This is a genomic window from Angustibacter aerolatus (genome assembly GCF_054776675.1).
In genome coordinates this window covers 1-14439 of the sequence record NZ_BAAHBM010000081.1, presented here as the reverse complement: position 1 = coordinate 14439, position 14439 = coordinate 1, and the positions used below count along the sequence as shown (strand labels likewise).

15 protein-coding genes and 1 pseudogene are annotated in these 14439 nt (G+C 75.9%); 1 reads left to right on the top strand and 15 read right to left on the bottom strand.

Going from position 1 to position 14439, the window contains the following annotated elements; all coding sequences use genetic code 11:
- The 7 genes from pheT to infC form a co-directional block, all read right to left on the bottom strand.
- The coding region (gene pheT, locus ACYVI6_RS15305; RefSeq protein WP_460447191.1) for a phenylalanine--tRNA ligase subunit beta at positions 1-1864 on the bottom strand (1864 nt) is incomplete at its 3' end.
- Between the two features lies 1 nt (position 1865).
- The gene (pheS, locus tag ACYVI6_RS15300; RefSeq protein WP_460447190.1) at positions 1866-2930 is read right to left on the bottom strand and encodes a phenylalanine--tRNA ligase subunit alpha; all 1065 of its coding nucleotides are present in this window, start codon (positions 2928-2930) and stop codon (positions 1866-1868) included.
- A 92-nt stretch (positions 2931-3022) separates the two neighbouring features.
- On the bottom strand, positions 3023-4186 hold the full coding sequence (locus ACYVI6_RS15295; protein ID WP_460447192.1) for a sensor histidine kinase: 1164 nt from the start codon (positions 4184-4186) through the stop codon (positions 3023-3025).
- 3 nt (positions 4187-4189) lie between these two features.
- On the bottom strand, positions 4190-5104 hold the full coding sequence (locus ACYVI6_RS15290) for a TrmH family RNA methyltransferase (RefSeq protein ID WP_284287398.1): 915 nt from the start codon (positions 5102-5104) through the stop codon (positions 4190-4192).
- Between the two features lie 76 nt (positions 5105-5180).
- Positions 5181-5573 carry a 50S ribosomal protein L20 gene (gene rplT / locus ACYVI6_RS15285; protein WP_460447189.1) on the bottom strand — a complete coding sequence of 131 codons (393 nt, stop codon included), beginning with the start codon at positions 5571-5573 and terminating at the stop codon, positions 5181-5183.
- Between the two features lie 40 nt (positions 5574-5613).
- The gene (gene rpmI / locus ACYVI6_RS15280; protein ID WP_284287399.1) at positions 5614-5808 is read right to left on the bottom strand and encodes a 50S ribosomal protein L35; all 195 of its coding nucleotides are present in this window, start codon (positions 5806-5808) and stop codon (positions 5614-5616) included.
- Between the two features lie 131 nt (positions 5809-5939).
- Complete coding sequence (infC, locus tag ACYVI6_RS15275) at positions 5940-6650, bottom strand: translation initiation factor IF-3 (RefSeq protein WP_460447188.1); 711 nt, start codon at positions 6648-6650, stop codon at positions 5940-5942.
- Between the two features lie 263 nt (positions 6651-6913).
- Here infC and ACYVI6_RS15270 point away from each other — a divergent pair, with 263 nt between their 5' ends.
- Positions 6914-7333, top strand: a complete 420-nt coding sequence (locus ACYVI6_RS15270; protein WP_460447187.1) for a DUF1844 domain-containing protein — start codon at positions 6914-6916, stop codon at positions 7331-7333.
- Here the strand turns inward: ACYVI6_RS15270 and ACYVI6_RS15265 are convergent.
- The 8 genes and pseudogenes from ACYVI6_RS15265 to ACYVI6_RS15230 form a co-directional block, all read right to left on the bottom strand.
- Entirely contained in the window at positions 7314-8678 is a 1365-nt protein-coding gene (locus tag ACYVI6_RS15265; RefSeq protein ID WP_460447186.1) for an MFS transporter, read from the bottom strand. The genes ACYVI6_RS15270 and ACYVI6_RS15265 overlap by 20 nt on opposite strands.
- A gap of 95 nt (positions 8679-8773) precedes the next feature.
- A complete protein-coding gene (locus ACYVI6_RS15260; RefSeq protein ID WP_460447185.1) occupies positions 8774-9424 on the bottom strand; it encodes a dihydrofolate reductase family protein in 651 nt (216 codons plus the stop codon).
- Entirely contained in the window at positions 9421-10248 is an 828-nt protein-coding gene (locus ACYVI6_RS15255; RefSeq protein ID WP_460447184.1) for a class I SAM-dependent methyltransferase, read from the bottom strand. Before ACYVI6_RS15255 ends, ACYVI6_RS15260 begins: the two co-directional genes overlap by 4 nt.
- A 22-nt stretch (positions 10249-10270) precedes the next feature.
- On the bottom strand, positions 10271-11014 hold the full coding sequence (locus ACYVI6_RS15250; protein WP_460447183.1) for an SseB family protein: 744 nt from the start codon (positions 11012-11014) through the stop codon (positions 10271-10273).
- Positions 11014-12426, bottom strand: a complete 1413-nt coding sequence (proS, locus tag ACYVI6_RS15245) for a proline--tRNA ligase (RefSeq protein WP_460447182.1) — start codon at positions 12424-12426, stop codon at positions 11014-11016. Before proS ends, ACYVI6_RS15250 begins: the two co-directional genes overlap by 1 nt.
- Positions 12426-13175, bottom strand: a complete 750-nt coding sequence (priA, locus tag ACYVI6_RS15240) for a bifunctional 1-(5-phosphoribosyl)-5-((5-phosphoribosylamino)methylideneamino)imidazole-4-carboxamide isomerase/phosphoribosylanthranilate isomerase PriA (RefSeq protein WP_460447181.1) — start codon at positions 13173-13175, stop codon at positions 12426-12428. Before priA ends, proS begins: the two co-directional genes overlap by 1 nt.
- A gap of 32 nt (positions 13176-13207) precedes the next feature.
- On the bottom strand, positions 13208-13843 hold the full coding sequence (hisH, locus tag ACYVI6_RS15235; RefSeq protein WP_460447180.1) for an imidazole glycerol phosphate synthase subunit HisH: 636 nt from the start codon (positions 13841-13843) through the stop codon (positions 13208-13210).
- Positions 13840-14439, bottom strand: a pseudogene (locus ACYVI6_RS15230) (hypothetical protein); the annotation flags it as partial. The pseudogene ACYVI6_RS15230 and the gene hisH, both read right to left, overlap by 4 nt.

The window sequence follows — 14439 nt, the reverse complement described above, 5'->3', positions numbered from 1 at the left end:
CGGCGGCGTCCGGCCGGGTGGCGGGCTCGGGGCGCGGCGGCTGCGGGCGGTCGGCGGCGCCGGGACGGAACACCCGGCCCACCTCGAACAGCGCGAGGTCGAGGGTGCCGCGGGCGTGGTTGCGCCGGGCCGCGTCGCCCAGCGTCTCCAGCAGGGCGGTGCGCAGCAGCGGCGCCTCCTCGCTGAGCGGGTTCGCGAGCCGCAGCGCCCGCCGGCGGTCGTCGTCGTCCGGCAGCTGCAGCGCGTCGAGCCGGCCCGGCGCGACGAACGGGTAGGTCTGCACCTCGACGTACCCGTGCTCGGCGAGCGCCGTCGACGCCAGCCGCCGCAGCCGCTGCGCACGGGTCAGGCCACGACCGGCGGGGGCCGGCGGCAGCACGCCGACGATCTGGTCGTACCCCGCGACGCGGGCGACCTCCTCGACGAGGTCGGCGCCCTCGACGAGGTCGGGTCGCCACGACGCGGGCGTGACCAGCAGGTCGTCCTCCGAGCGCTCCACCTCGCAGCCCACGGCCCGCAGCGCGCCGTCGACCGTCTCGGCGTCGAGCTCGCGCCCCACCAGGCGCGCGGGCAGGTCGGCCGCCATGCGGATCGGCGCCACCGGCGTCCGCTCGTCGACGTCGGTGACGCCGTCGGCGGTGCCGCCGGCGTGCTCGACGAGCAGCCGGACGGCGAGCTCGGCCGCGCGGTGCGCGAGGTCGCGGTCGACGCCGCGCTCGAAGCGGCGGCTGGCCTCGGTGCTCAGCTTGTGCCGGCGCGAGCTGCGGGCCACCGTCACCGGGTCGAACAGCGCCGACTCGACGAGCAGGTCGCGGGTGGTGTCGGTGACCTCGCCGTCGGCGCCGCCCATGACGCCGGCGATCGCCAGCACCCGGCTGCCGGCCGGCTCGTCGACGGTGACCAGCAGGTCCTCCGCGTGCAGGGCGCGGTCGACGCCGTCGAGCGTCGTGAGCCGCTCGCCCGGCGCCGCCCGACGCACCACGACCGGACCGCCCAGGGTGGCCAGGTCGAAGGCGTGCAGCGGCTGGCCGGTCACCAGCATCACGTAGTTCGTGACGTCGACCGCCAGCGAGATGGGCCGCATGCCGAGCTGCTGCAGCAGCCGCTGCATCCAGTCGGGGCTCGGCGCCGCGGCGTCGACGCCTCGCACGGTGCGTGCCACGTAGCGCGTGCAGCCGGGCCGACCGCGCACGGGGTCGTCGTCGGTCAGCCGCACCTCGTGGCCGCGGCCGTCGGCCGGGGCCGCCTCGAACCGGGCGGGATCGACCGGGTCGGTGAAGGCGCCGCGCGCGCCGAGCGCGTACTCGCGACCCAGCCCGCGCAGGCTGAAGCAGTACCCGCGGTCGGGCGTCACGTTGACCTCGACCACGACGTCGTCGAGGCCGAGCAGCGGCAGCGCGTCGTCGCCCACCGCGACGCCGGCGACCTGCTCGGGGGTCAGCACGACGATGCCGTCGTGGTCGGTGCCGACGCCGAGCTCGAGCGAGCTGCAGATCATGCCGTCGCTGACGTGGCCGTACGTCTTGCGCGCCGAGATCGCGAACCCGCCGGGCAGCACCGCACCCGGCAGCGACACCACGACGTGGTCGCCGGCGTCGAAGTTGTGCGCACCGCAGACGATGCCGCGCACGCCGCCGTTCGCGGCGCCGACGTCGACCTGGCACCAGTTGATCGTCTTGCCGTTCTTCTGCGGCTCGGGCACGCGCTCGACGACGCGGCCGACGACGACCGGGCCGGTGATGTCGCCGCCGTGCAGCGCCTCCTCCTCGAGCCCGACCCGCACGAGCGCGGCCTGCACCTGCTCGGGGGTGGTGCTCGCGTCGGCGTCGGTGTGCTCGCGCAGCCAGCTCAGCGGGATCCGCACCTCAGACCTCCATCCCGTAGTGGCGGCTGAACCGGACGTCGCCCTCGACCATGTCGTGCATGTCGGCGACGCCGTGGCGCAGCATCAGCGTGCGCTCGATGCCCATGCCGAACGCGAAGCCCGAGTAGCGGTCGGGGTCGACGCCGCAGGCGCGCAGCACGTTCGGCGCGACCATGCCGCAGCCGCCCCACTCGAGCCAGCGCTCCCCCGCCGGCGTGCGCCAGCGCAGGTCCATCTCGGCGCTCGGCTCGGTGAACGGGAAGTACGACGGGCGGAAGCGCGTCACGACGTCGTCGCCGAACACCGCGCGGGCGAAGTGCTCGAGGGTGCCCTTCAGGTGCGCCATCGTCAGGCCCTCGTCGACCGCGAGCCCCTCGACCTGCGAGAACACCGGGGTGTGCGTCGCGTCGAGCTCGTCGGTGCGGTACGTGCGACCCGGGCACACGACGTACGTCGGGACGCCGCGCTCCAGCAGCGAGCGCACCTGCACCGGGGAGGTGTGGGTGCGCAGCACGAGGCCGGCCTCCGGCGGCTCGACGAAGAAGGTGTCCTGCATCTGCCGCGCCGGGTGGTCGGGGTCGAAGTTCAGCGCGTCGAAGTTGAACCACTCGGCCTCGACCTCGGGACCCTCGGCGATCTCCCAGCCCATCCCGACGAACAGGTCGCCGATGCGGTCCGACAGCAGCTGCAGGGGGTGCCGCGCGCCGGCCGGCACGCGGTCGACGGGCAGGGTGACGTCGACGGTCTCCACGACGAGCACCCGGGCGTCGCGCTCGGCCTCGAGCACCGCGGTGCGCTCGGCCAGCGCCTGCTGCACCGCGCCGCCGGCCTGACCCACCCGGCGTCCGGCGTCGGCCTTGGCCGCCGGCGGCAGCGCGCCGATCTCGCGGTTGGCCAGGGCGAGCGGGCTGCGGTCGCCCGCGTGCTCGAGGCGCGCGACCTTCAGGGCGTCGAGGTCGGCGGCCGTCGCGACGGCGGCGAGGGCCGCGTCGACGGCCTGCTGCACCGCCTCCTCGGACAGCGCCTCGACCCGCACGGGGTCGTAGCTGGTGTTGGGTCCGGACACGGGGTACCTGCTCTCTGGCGTGCGCCGCCGGGACGGGATCGGGCCCGGGCGCGGCGCGGGGGTGCGGGGTGGTCTGCGGTGGGCGCCCGCCGTCAGGCCACGTGCTCTGGCACCTCGGCGGGCAGCGTAAACCGGAACCGCGCGCCGCCCGACGGCGCCCGGCTCACCGCGATGCGACCGCCGTGGGCCTCGATCAGGCCGCGCACGAGGTACAGCCCGAGGCCGGTGCCACCGCGGCTGCGGCCGTGCCAGAACCGGGTGAACACGCGCTGCATGTCCTCCTCGGCGATGCCCTCGCCCTCGTCGCTGATCGTCACCGCCAGCACCGGCACCGGCTCGCCGTCGCCGATCGGCTCGGTGCGGGCCGCGACGACGACCTCGACGGTGCCGTCACCGTGCCGCACGGCGTTCTCGAGCAGGTTGGCCAGCACCTGGTCGAGGCGGTCGGGGTCGGCCCACACCTCGGGCACCTCGCGCTCGACGACGACCTGGAAGGTGCTCTCGGCGTGCCCGCTGGCGACCATGCGGTCGACGTAGCGGCGGACGGCGGTGGGCACGTCGACCGGCTGCCGGCGCACCTCGAGGCGGCCGGCGTCGATGCGGGAGATGTCGAGCAGCTCGGTGATCAGCCGGGTGACGCGGTCGGCGTCGTGCTCGATCGTCTCGAGCATGAACCGCTTCTGGTCGTCGGTGAAGCGGTCCCACCGGCGCAGCAGGGTCGCGGTGAACCCCTTGACCGACGTCAGCGGCGAGCGCAGCTCGTGGGCCACCGTGGAGATGAGCACACCGTGCTCCTCCTGCATCCGCTGCCGCGCGACGGCGTCGCGCAGGCCCAGCACCACCAGGTCGACCGGCTGCCCCGGACCGGGACGCCGGTACGTGGCGGTGACCAGCACCTCGCGCGGGGTGCCCTCGCCGGGCAGCAGCATCAGCCGCTCGCGGTGACCGGTGCGGGTCTGCAGGCCGCCCCACGGGTCGGTCAGCGCCCACCAGCCGCGGCCGTCGGTGTCCTGCAGCGGGAGGCACTCGCGGACGTCGTGCCCGACCAGCTCGGAGCCGGCCTGGTTCAGCACCCGCTCGGCGGCGGCGTTGACCTGCCGCACCACGCGGTCGGCGCCGATCACCACCACGCCGTCGGGCAGGAGGTCGAGGGCGAGCCCGGGGACGGTGTCGAGCTCGAGGTCGCGCAGCCGCAGCGGCTGGGTGTCGGCGCGCGAGGACGCCGCGCCGGCCTGCTGAGCGGTCCCCATGCGCAGATGCTACCGAGTGCCGTGCTCGCGGCGCTGCGCCCGACGCTGCGAGCGCGCCGAGGCGTACAGGCAGACGGTCGCGGCGGCCGCCAGGTTGAGGCTCTCGGCCCGCCCGTGCAGCGGCACCCGCACCACGGCGTCGGCCAGCGCCCGCTGCTCGGGCGGCAGCCCCCAGGCCTCGTTGCCGAGCAGCCAGGTCGTCGGCCGGGCCAGCAGGGCCGTCGGCAGACCGGCGTCGTCGCGGGCGTCGCGCTCGACGTCGTCGAGCAGGTCGTCGAGGTCGGCGTCGCCCGCCCCGTCGGCCGCCAGCACGACCAGGCCGCGGGCCCGCAGCGCCTCGACGGCGTCGGTCAGCGGCACGTCCTGGGCGACCGGGAGGTGGAACAGGCTGCCGGCCGTCGCCCGGACGCACTTGGGGTTGTGCACGTCGACGCTGGCCTCGGTGAGCACGACCGCCCCCGCCCCGGCGGCGTCGGCGGCCCGGATGACGGTGCCCGCGTTGCCCGGGTCGCGCACCTGCGCGAGCAGCGCCACGAGCGACGGCACGGACGCCGGGTCGCCCGGTTCACCGAGCACCTGCGCGAGCGGCCGGTCGAGGGTGCGGCAGACGGCGAGCAGGCCCTGCGGGGTGACCGTGTCGGTCATCGCGGCGAGCACCTCGTCGGTCGCCGGCGTCACGGCGAGGCCGCTGTCGCGGGCCAGGTCGAGCTCGGCCGCGTACCGGTCGGCGGCGGCGGCGGTCGCGTAGAGCTCGAGCACCACCGGACCGCCGTGGTCGCCGGCGGCCCGGGCGGCGACGTGCGCGTGCACCGCCTCGCGGACCGACTGCGGCCCTTCCGCGACGAACCGGCCGGCCCGGACGCGCGCGACGCGCCGGCCCAGCCGGTGCACCGCCCGCACCCGGTCGCTGCGTGGGTTCACCACGGCAGCGGGCGGCTGCGAACGGGTCGGCCGGGCCGGCGCGTCGGTGGCACCGGGACCCTGGATCGGGCGGGGCAGGTCAGGCCGCGTCGGTCTCGGCGGCCACGGGGACCTGGGCCGGGACGTTGGCGCGCGACAGCTCGACGAGCGCGGTGAAGGCCGCCGCGTCGTTGACGGCCAGCTCGGCCAGCATGCGACGGTCGACCTCGACGCCCGCGGCCTTCAGGCCCTGGACGAAGCGGTTGTAGGTCATGCCGTTCGCGCGGGCCGCGGCGTTGATCCGCTGGATCCACAGGCGACGGAAGTCGCCCTTCTTCGCCTTGCGGTCGCGGTAGGCGTAGGTCAGCGAGTGGGTGACCTGCTCCTTGGCCTTGCGGTACAGCCGCGAGCGCTGGCCGCGGTAGCCGCTGGCCCGCTCGAGGACGACCCGGCGCTTCTTCTGGGCGTTGACCGCCCGCTTCACGCGTGCCACGTGAGTTCTCCTTCAGTGTGTGGGACGAGAGGGGGGTCGGTCAGCGACCGAGCAGGCGCTTGATCCGCTTCACGTCGGCGGGCGAGGTGATGACGTCCTTGGCCACGCGACGGGCGCGGCTGGAGGTCTTCTCCTCGAACTTGTGCACGTTGTTGGCCTGCTCGCGCATGACCTTGCCCGTGCCCGTGACGCGGAAGCGCTTCTTCGCCCCGCTGTGGGTCTTGTTCTTCGGCATGGCTGCCGTCTCTCCCTCGTCGTCTCGGCCGCGCCGGTGGGCGCGGACCGTCGTGCACCGCCGTCCCCGTGCCGGGGCAGCGATCGTCTGGGGCCGGCCCGGGTGGGCCGCCCGCTGGGTGGTGCGGGCCGTCAGGCCTGCGCGGGCTGCTGCTCGGCCGTCTCGGCGGGCGCCTGCTCGGCAGCCTGGTCGGTCAGGTCGGTCTGGTCGGGCTGATCCGTCTGGTCGGTGGTGACGTCGTCGGACGGCTCGGTCGACCCGTCGTCGGAGGTGCGCCGGCGGCGCTCCTCGGCCTTGACGTCGGCCTTCCGCTTCGTGGGGCCCAGGACCATGATCATGTTGCGGCCGTCCTGCTTCGGCGAGCTCTCGACGAAGCCGAGCTCGGCGACGTCCTCGGCGAGGCGCTGCAGCAGGCGGAAGCCCAGCTCGGGCCGCGACTGCTCGCGACCGCGGAACATGATGGTCACCTTGACCTTGTCACCGGCCTTGAGGAACCGGACGACGTGGCCCTTCTTGGTGCCGTAGTCGTGCGGGTCGATCTTCGGCCGGAGCTTGATCTCCTTGATCACCGTGTTGATCTGGTTCTTGCGCGCCTCGCGGTCCTTCAGCGCGTTCTCGTACTTGAACTTGCCGTAGTCCATCAGCTTGCAGACGGGCGGCCGCGCCGTCGGGGCGACCTCGACCAGGTCGAGGTCGGCCTCCTGCGCCAGCCGGAGCGCGTCCTCGACGCGCACGATGCCCACCTGCTCGCCGTTGGGTCCGACCAGCCGCACCTCGGCGACGCGGATGCGGTCGTTGATACGGGGTTCGGTGGTGATGTCTGTGCTCCTCGGTGCTGTCACGGAGACCACGACGACGAGAAAGGCTCCCGTCGCCGTCGCGAGAGGAGCCTCCACCCCGAGCCGTCACCAGGCACCGGGGGACGCCGATGGCGTCGCCGGCGCGCCGGGGCACGCTCGACCCGGCCGCAACGGCCGAGCTGGACCGGGACCCGGCAGCCTGCACGGCCGCACGGGTGGGAGAGACTCCGCTTGCGCACCTGCGCCGTGCCCGTCCCCGAGGGGCTGGTCACGTCGTAGGTCGGTCGGTCTGCGAGGGTATCAGCATGGACGCCGACGCCGCTATTCCCGCCGACCAGCCCGCCCAGCAGCCCACCGGGCAGCCGGCGGACCCGACGGCGGATCCGACGGCCGACGCCGTGCGCGACATCGCCGAGGTGCCGGCGATCGAGGTCATCACCACCGCGGCGCTGCACCTGATGAGCGCCGCCGCGGTGAAGGTCGGCCTCGGCGCCGACGAGCCGACCGACGGCACGGTCCTGCACCGCGACCTCGACGAGGCGCGCAAGCTCATCACGGTGCTCGCCGCACTCGTCACCGCGGCTGCGCCCGAGGTCGGCAACCAGCACGCGCGCCTGCTGCGCGACGGTCTGCGCGAGCTGCAGCTGGCCTTCCGCGAGGCCTCCCCCGTGCCCGACGCCCCGGGTCAGGGGCCGGGCGAGCGGGTCACGGGGTTCGTGAGCTGACCGGCCCCGGCGCACCCGGCGCCACCCGCTCGACGGCCTCGGCCGCCGCACCGACGGCCCCCACCCCGACCTGCTCGGCCTCGTCGACCGCCTCGACACCCGCACCGGTGGCTGCAGCCGGCCCGCGCCGGATCCGCACCACGAGCAGCCCGAGCAGCGCCAGCAGCACGCCGGCCACGCCCACCACGCCGAACCCGGCCCACGCCCCGGTGCGGTCGATGGCCACGCCGGCGAGCGGCGCACCCAGCGCGACGCCGGTGGTGAGCGCCGAACCGTGCCAGCCCATCGCCTCGCCCCGCGCCCGCTCGGGCACCAGCGCGGTGATCGCCTCGGACGTCGCGGTCATCACCGGCGCGCACAGCAGGCCGGCCGGGACCACCGTCAGCACCAGCCACCAGCCGTCGGGAGCGAGCCCGACCGGGGCGGTGAGCGCGCCCAGCCCGAGCAGCAGCACCAGGGGCGTGCCGCCGCGCGGCACCGCCCCGTAGACCAGGCCGCCGACGAGCGAGGCCAGCGCCCAGACCGCGGTGACCAGGCCGGTCAGGCCGGGCTGGTGCGACTCGCGCAGGCTGGCGACGATGCTGACGTCGGTGCCGGCGAGCACCACCGTCGAGGCGGCGGTCACGGCCAGCACGACGAGCAGCCGCGGGGTCACGGGCACCTTGGCCGGTCGGGCTGGTCGGGCTGGTCGGGCCGGTCCCGCCGTCCGGTCCGGCGCAGCCGACGCAGCATGCTCGAGCGGCGCGGCCACGGCGGGCTCCTGCGGCGCGCGCACCGGTGGGTCCTGCACCATGAGCGCGATGCCGGCCAGCACGCTGGTGACGGCGATGCCGAGCAGCGCGACGTGCGTCGAGACCGAGGTGGCGACCACCACGCCGAGCGCGGGGCCGGCCATGAACGACACCTCGACGGCCATGGAGTCGAGGGCGAACGCCGCCCGCCGCTGCACCTCGGGCACCAGCGCGGCCAGCCCGAGCCGGGTCACCGTGAACACCGGCAGACCCAGCAGACCGGCGACGAGCACGGCGACGAGCAGCCCCTCGAACGGCAGGAAGGGCGAGGCGCTCCACACCGCGCCCTCGGCGACCACCGACGGCAGCAGCGCCCGGCGCAGCCCGAGCCGGTCGACCATCCGCCCGCGCCAGGGCGACCCGAGCGCCGAGCCGACGGTCATGACGCTGACGACCAGGCCCGCTGCGGCGTACCCGCGGTGCAGCCCCTGCACGACGTGCACGGTCAGCACCACGCTCATGGCCGTGTGCGGCACCCGGGCCAGCACCCCGAGCAGCGTCAGCGAACGGACCCCGGGGACGGCGAGGACGCGGCGGTAGGGGGTCAGCGGCACGAGGTGCAGTCTCGCAGCGCCCTCCGACACCCGGCGACCGGGCCGCCGTCCGACCCGCCCCCTGCGCGGGCGGCCGGCGGCACCGGACCGGGGTCTCAGGCGCCGACGGTGCCGAACGTCGCCGCGCCGGCCGGCCGGTACGTGGCGACGACGACGCCGCTGCCCGTGGTGCGGCTCGCGACCAGGCGCATCGCCGTGGCCGGTGCGTCGTCGGCGTGCAACCGGTGACCCCCGCCGCCGACGACCACCGGCATCGTGAGCACGTGGTGCTCGTCGAGCAGGTCGTGCGCGAGCAGCCACTGCGTCAGGCGCACGCTGCCGTGCACCTGCAGCTCGCCCTCCGCGTCGCCCGGCGAACCGCCGTCGGCACCGCCCAGGGCGTCGCGCACCTCGGGCACCTGGCGCTCGAGGTCGCCGTCGAGCACCGTCGTCGGACCCCACGCCGGGTCGCGCAGGGTGCGCGAGGCGACGTGCTTGGGCAGCCGGTTCAGCCGGTCGCCGATCGGGTCGGCCGCCTCGCCGTGCTCGGGCCAGTACGCCGCGAAGATCTCGTAGGTGCGGCGGCCGAGCAGGAACCCCGCGGCCCGGTCGAACACCTCGGTGACGAAGGCCCCGAACTCCTCGTCGACGTACGGCGCCGCCCAGCCGCCGCGGTCGAACCCGCCGTCGCGGTCCTCGTCGGGGCCGCCGGGTGCCTGGGTGACGCCGTCGAGCGAGACGAACGTGGTGGCCGTGATCCGTGTCATGCCGGTGCAGACGCCCGGCGGTCGCCCGACTCATCGGCGGCGAGCCGGTAGACCGACACGTGCGACGTCGAGTCGGCGGTGAACGGCGTGCCCGACCAGTCGGCGTGCCGCGACTCCAACCGGAACCCGGCCAGCCGGGCCATCAGGTCGAGCTCGGACGGCCAGACGAAGCGGTGCGGGCTGCGGCCGACCCGGGCCGCGCGGGCGTCGTCACCGGGCACCCGGTCGTCGAAGGTCACGTGCACCGAGGTGAGCAGCTGGTGCAGCGGGTCGATCACGTCGACCAGCAGGTAGCCCGGCTGCGACACCTGCACCGACCCCGGGCTGCCCGGCGGCAGCGAGCGCAGCTCGGGCACCCACAGCTCGATCACGAAGCAGCCGCCCGGTGCCAGGTGCCGCGCGGCGTTCGCGAAGCACTCGACCTGCGCGTCCTGGGTCAGCAGGTTCGAGATGGTGTTGTACACGAGGTAGACCACGGTGAACTCGCCGTCGACCCGGGCCGTCGCCATGTCGCCGACGACCACCGGCAGCCGGTGCTCGTCGACCTTCTCGCGGAGCACCGCGAGCATCGACGTCGACAGCTCGATGCCGGCGACCGGCACGCCCCGCTCGAGCAGCGGCACGGCGACGCGTCCGGTGCCGACGGCGAGCTCGAGCGCCCGGCCGCCGGCCGCCAGCTCGACGAGCCGGTCGACCGCCGGGACCAGCACGTCGGGCGCGAACACCCCCTCGCCGGGGGTGTCGTACGCTGCGGCCACCTCGTCGTCCCAGAGCTGCTCCACGCCGCCGACCCTCGCGGCCCCGGCGCCGCCCGTCCAGCGCATTTCGGCCTGCGGAGCGGGTGCTTCAGTCGGGCGCGGCCGCCAGCGCCAGCTCGACGCCGTCGACGCGCTCGCGGACGACGTCGCTGGCCTGCAGCGCGGCGCCGACCCGGCCGCCGAGCTCGCGGACGGCGGAGGGATCGAGGCCCGGCCGCACCAGCAGCCGCACCCGCAGCTGGGCCTGCTCCCCCGGTTCGCCGGCCACGTCGACGACGTCGGGCTCGTCGCGGACGGCGAGGCGCAGCGCCGCCAGCACGTCCGGGTCGTCGTGGGCGGCCACCCACGACCGGCCCTGGCCGATGGCCCACAGCGCGGGCCGCGGCAGCACGAACGGCAGCGGACCGGCCGGGTCGAGCACCACGACGTCGCAGCCCTCGGCGACCGCCGAGACCGCCGCCCGCCGTGCGTCGACGGGCACCGGCCGTGCCGTGGGGTCCCACTGCCGCAACGACTCCTGGCCGCTGAACACCGGCAGCGCGCGCCGCCCGTCGGGCGCGGTGAGGGTGACCAGGGCCATGTCGGCGCTCTTGTCGGCCGTGCCGTGGGTGGTCTCCTCCCCCTCGCCGAGCACCGCCACCACCGGCACCAGCACCCGCGCGACAGCCAGGGCCGCCACGACCTCCGGCTCGCCGCCGCGCCCTGCCGCGAGCGCCTGCAGCGCCTCGACCAGCGCGGGGTCGGCCGAGCCGTCGTCGCCGTCGAAGCCGCCGCGCGGCAGCTCGCGCCCGCCCCAGGGGACGCCCGCCGAGTCGTGCGGCCCGCTGCTCATCAGTAGGCCCGGGCCACGACGGCGATCGCGCCCGGCTCGTCGTCCGACTCGGGCACGCCGCCACCCGGTCGCACCAGGCAGCGCACCGTGACACCGCGCTCGGCCAGCCGGGCCTCGCCCTCGACGCCCACGGCCGCCCACGGCAGCCGCGCCCAACCGGTGGCCGCCACCTCGACGGCCTCCTCGACCGAGGCGACCTCGTGGGTGCGCGCCTCGCGGCGCCCGAGCGCCTCGTCGTACAGCGCGCGGTGGTCGTCGACGAGCGCCTGCACGGCGGTGGCGACGACGTCGGCCAGCGCGACCGGCGTCTTGGTGCCGGGCACCCGGCGGGCCAGGGTGACCGAGCCCTCGGCGAGGTCGCGGGGGCCGACCTCGACCCGCAGCGGCACGCCCTTCAGCTCGGCGTCGACGGCGCGGCGACCGAACGGGGTGTCGGTGCGGTCGTCGAGCTCGGCCCGCACCCCCGCGGCGACCAGCTCGTCGACCAGCCGGTGCGCGGCCTCGGGCACGCCGTCGCCGTCGCGCACGACCGTCACCAGCACCTGCAGCGCCGCCAGCAGCGGCGGCACCCGCAGCCCGGCGTCGTCGCCGTGCGTCATGACCAGACCGCCGAGCATGCGGGTCGAGCTGCCCCACGACGTCGTCCAGGCGTGCCGGCGGGTGCCCTCGGCGTCGGTGAACCCGATGTCGAAGGCCCGCGCGAAGTTCTGCCCGAGCTCGTGGCTGGTGCCCATCTGCAGCGCCTTGCCGTCGCCCATCATGCCCTCGAGCGTCATGGTGCTGGTGGCGCCGGCGAACCGCTCGCGCACCGTCTTGCGGCCCACGACCACCGGCACCGCGAGCACCGTGCGCATGAAGTCCTCGTAGACCTCGTGCAGGATCCGGCGGGCGTACGCCGCCGCGTCGGGCTCGGTGGCGTGCGCGGTGTGCCCCTCCTGCCAGAGGAACTCGCTGGTGCGCAGCAGCAGCCGCGGCCGCAGCTCCCACCGCACGACGTTCGCCCACTGGTTCAGCAGCAGCGGGAGGTCGCGGTAGCTCGACGTCCAGCGCGCCATGAACTCGCCGATGACGGTCTCGGACGTCGGGCGGACGACGACCGGCTCGTCGAGCTGCTTGCCGCCGGCGTGCGTGACGACGGCCAGCTCGGGGCTGAAGCCCTCGACGTGCTCGGCCTCGCGCTGCAGGTAGGACTGCGGGATGAAGAGCGGGAACGAGGCGTTGCGGGCGCCGGCGCGCTTGATGCGGGCGTCCATCTCGGCCTGCATGCGCTCCCAGATCGCGTAGCCGTAGGGACGGATGACCTGCGTGCCGCGCACCGGGCCGTTCTCGGCGAGCTCGGCCTTGGCCAGCACCTCCTGGTACCAGCGCGGGAAGTCGTCGGCGCGCGGCGTCAGCACCGGCTGCCTGGCCACTAGCCGACCCTCCCCGCCACGTCGAGGGCCTCGGGCAGCGTGAACGCCCCGGCGTACAGCGCCTTGCCCACGATGGCGCCCTCGACCCCGACCGACGTCAGCGCCCGCAGCGCCACCAGGTCGTCGAGGCTGCTGATGCCGCCGCTGGCCACCACCGGCGCGCTGGTGCGCTCGCACACCTCGCGCAGCAGGTCGAGGTTCGGGCCGCGCAGGGTGCCGTCCTTCGTGACGTCGGTGACCACGTACCGGGCGCACCCGTCGCGGTCGAGCCGCTCGAGGGTGGCCCACAGGTCGCCGCCCTCGCGGGTCCAGCCGCGCGCCGCGAGCGTGGTGCCCCGCACGTCGAGCCCGACGGCCACCCGGTCGCCGTACCGGGCGATGGCGGACGCCGTCCACGCGGGGTCCTCGAGCGCGGCCGTGCCCAGGTTGACCCGTCGGCACCCGGTGGCGAGCGCCGCGTCGAGGGTCTCGTCGTCGCGGATGCCGCCGCTCAGCTCGACGTCGACGTCCAGCCGGCCGACGACGTCGGCGAGCAGCTCGCGGTTGCTGCCGCGGCCGAACGCGGCGTCGAGGTCGACGAGGTGCACCCACTGCGCCCCGCCCGCCTGCCAGGCCAGCGCGGCGTCGAGGGCGTCGCCGTAGGCCGTCTCGCTGCCGGCCTCGCCCTGCACCAGGCGCACCGCCCGCCCCTCGACCACGTCGACGGCGGGCAGCAGCTGCAGCGGGGCCAGCGGGGTCGGGTCGCTCACGCGGGTGGTCTCCTCGGTGTCGGCGGGCCCGGTCACAGCGACCGGACCCAGTTCTCGAGCAGCTGCGCGCCGGCGTCGCCGCTCTTCTCGGGGTGGAACTGGGTCGCCGACAGGGGGCCCTGCTCGACGGCGGCCACGAACCGCGACCCGTGCGTCGCCCAGGTGACGTCGGGCTCGGTGAAGCGCGGGTTGGTGACCTGCAGCCCCCAGTGCTGCACGGCGTAGGAGTGCACGAAGTAGAACCGCTCCGCCTCGATGCCGGCGAACAGCCGGCTGCCCGGTGCGGCCTCGACGGTGTTCCAGCCGGTGTGCGGGACGACGGACGCCGGGAGCCGCTCGACCGTGCCCGGCCACTCGCCGAGGCCCTCGCGGGGGTCGAGGCTCGGCTCGGTCGAGCCGTCGAAGAGCACCTGGTGGCCCACGCACACCCCGAGCACCGGTCGGTTGCCGGCCAGCCGGCGGTCGACCACCTCGTCGCCGCGCACCGCGCGCAGCCCGGCGACGCAGGCGTGGAAGTTGCCCACGCCGGGCACCACGAGGCCGTCGCAGTCCATCGCGGTGCGGCGGTCGGCGGTCAGCTCGACCTCGGCACCCACCCGCTCGAGCGCGCGCACGGCGGAGCGCACGTTGCCGGAGCCGTAGTCGAGCACCACCACGCGGCGGCTCATCGGGTCCTCCCTCGGGCCGGCGCGTCGTCCGGCGGGTCGTGGCGCTGCTGGTGCTCGAGCTCGGCGGCCAGCCGCGCCTCGTGGGCGACGAACGCGTCGAACCGCTCGACCGCCCGGGCGGCCGGCTCGACGAGCTCGGCGCCGGGCAGGTCGGCGGCCTGCACGTGCCCCAGGGGCACGCCGGCGCCGGGCAGCGCGAGCGCCCGCAGCACGTCGTCGACCACGTCGGCGCCCGAACGCTCGTCGTCCGCCTCGAGCACGCCGCGCAGCCGCTCGCGGCGGGCCGGCACGCCCGCCACCTCGGCCACCAGGCCCGGGGTCGCCGGGGCCAGCCCCTCGGTGCGGGTCAGGCCGACGCCGCGGGTCCAGACCAGCCAGCGCAGGTCGGCGCGGCGCCCGGCCTCGTGCACGACGACCACGCCGCGCGGGCCATCGCCCACCAGGCAGATCGACGGACGTGCGCGGTTGCGCAGCCGGCGCCCGCCGAGCAGCGCCACCGGGTCGTCGTACGGCGCCGCCGACCGGGCCCCGCCGGCGGGCACGACGAGCGTCCACGCGACGTCGGGCACGACCCAGACCGGCAGCAGGCCGCCGGC

Coding starts and splice junctions, on each gene's coding strand:
- rpmI (WP_284287399.1), bottom strand. CDS start 5,808: ATGCCGAAGAACAAGACCCACAGCGGGGCGAAGAAGCGCTTCCGCGTC.
- ACYVI6_RS15270 (WP_460447187.1), top strand. CDS start 6,914: ATGGACGCCGACGCCGCTATTCCCGCCGACCAGCCCGCCCAGCAGCCC.
- ACYVI6_RS15260 (WP_460447185.1), bottom strand. CDS start 9,424: ATGACACGGATCACGGCCACCACGTTCGTCTCGCTCGACGGCGTCACC.
- ACYVI6_RS15255 (WP_460447184.1), bottom strand. CDS start 10,248: ATGCGCTGGACGGGCGGCGCCGGGGCCGCGAGGGTCGGCGGCGTGGAG.
- ACYVI6_RS15250 (WP_460447183.1), bottom strand. CDS start 11,014: ATGAGCAGCGGGCCGCACGACTCGGCGGGCGTCCCCTGGGGCGGGCGC.
- hisH (WP_460447180.1), bottom strand. CDS start 13,843: ATGAGCCGCCGCGTGGTGGTGCTCGACTACGGCTCCGGCAACGTGCGC.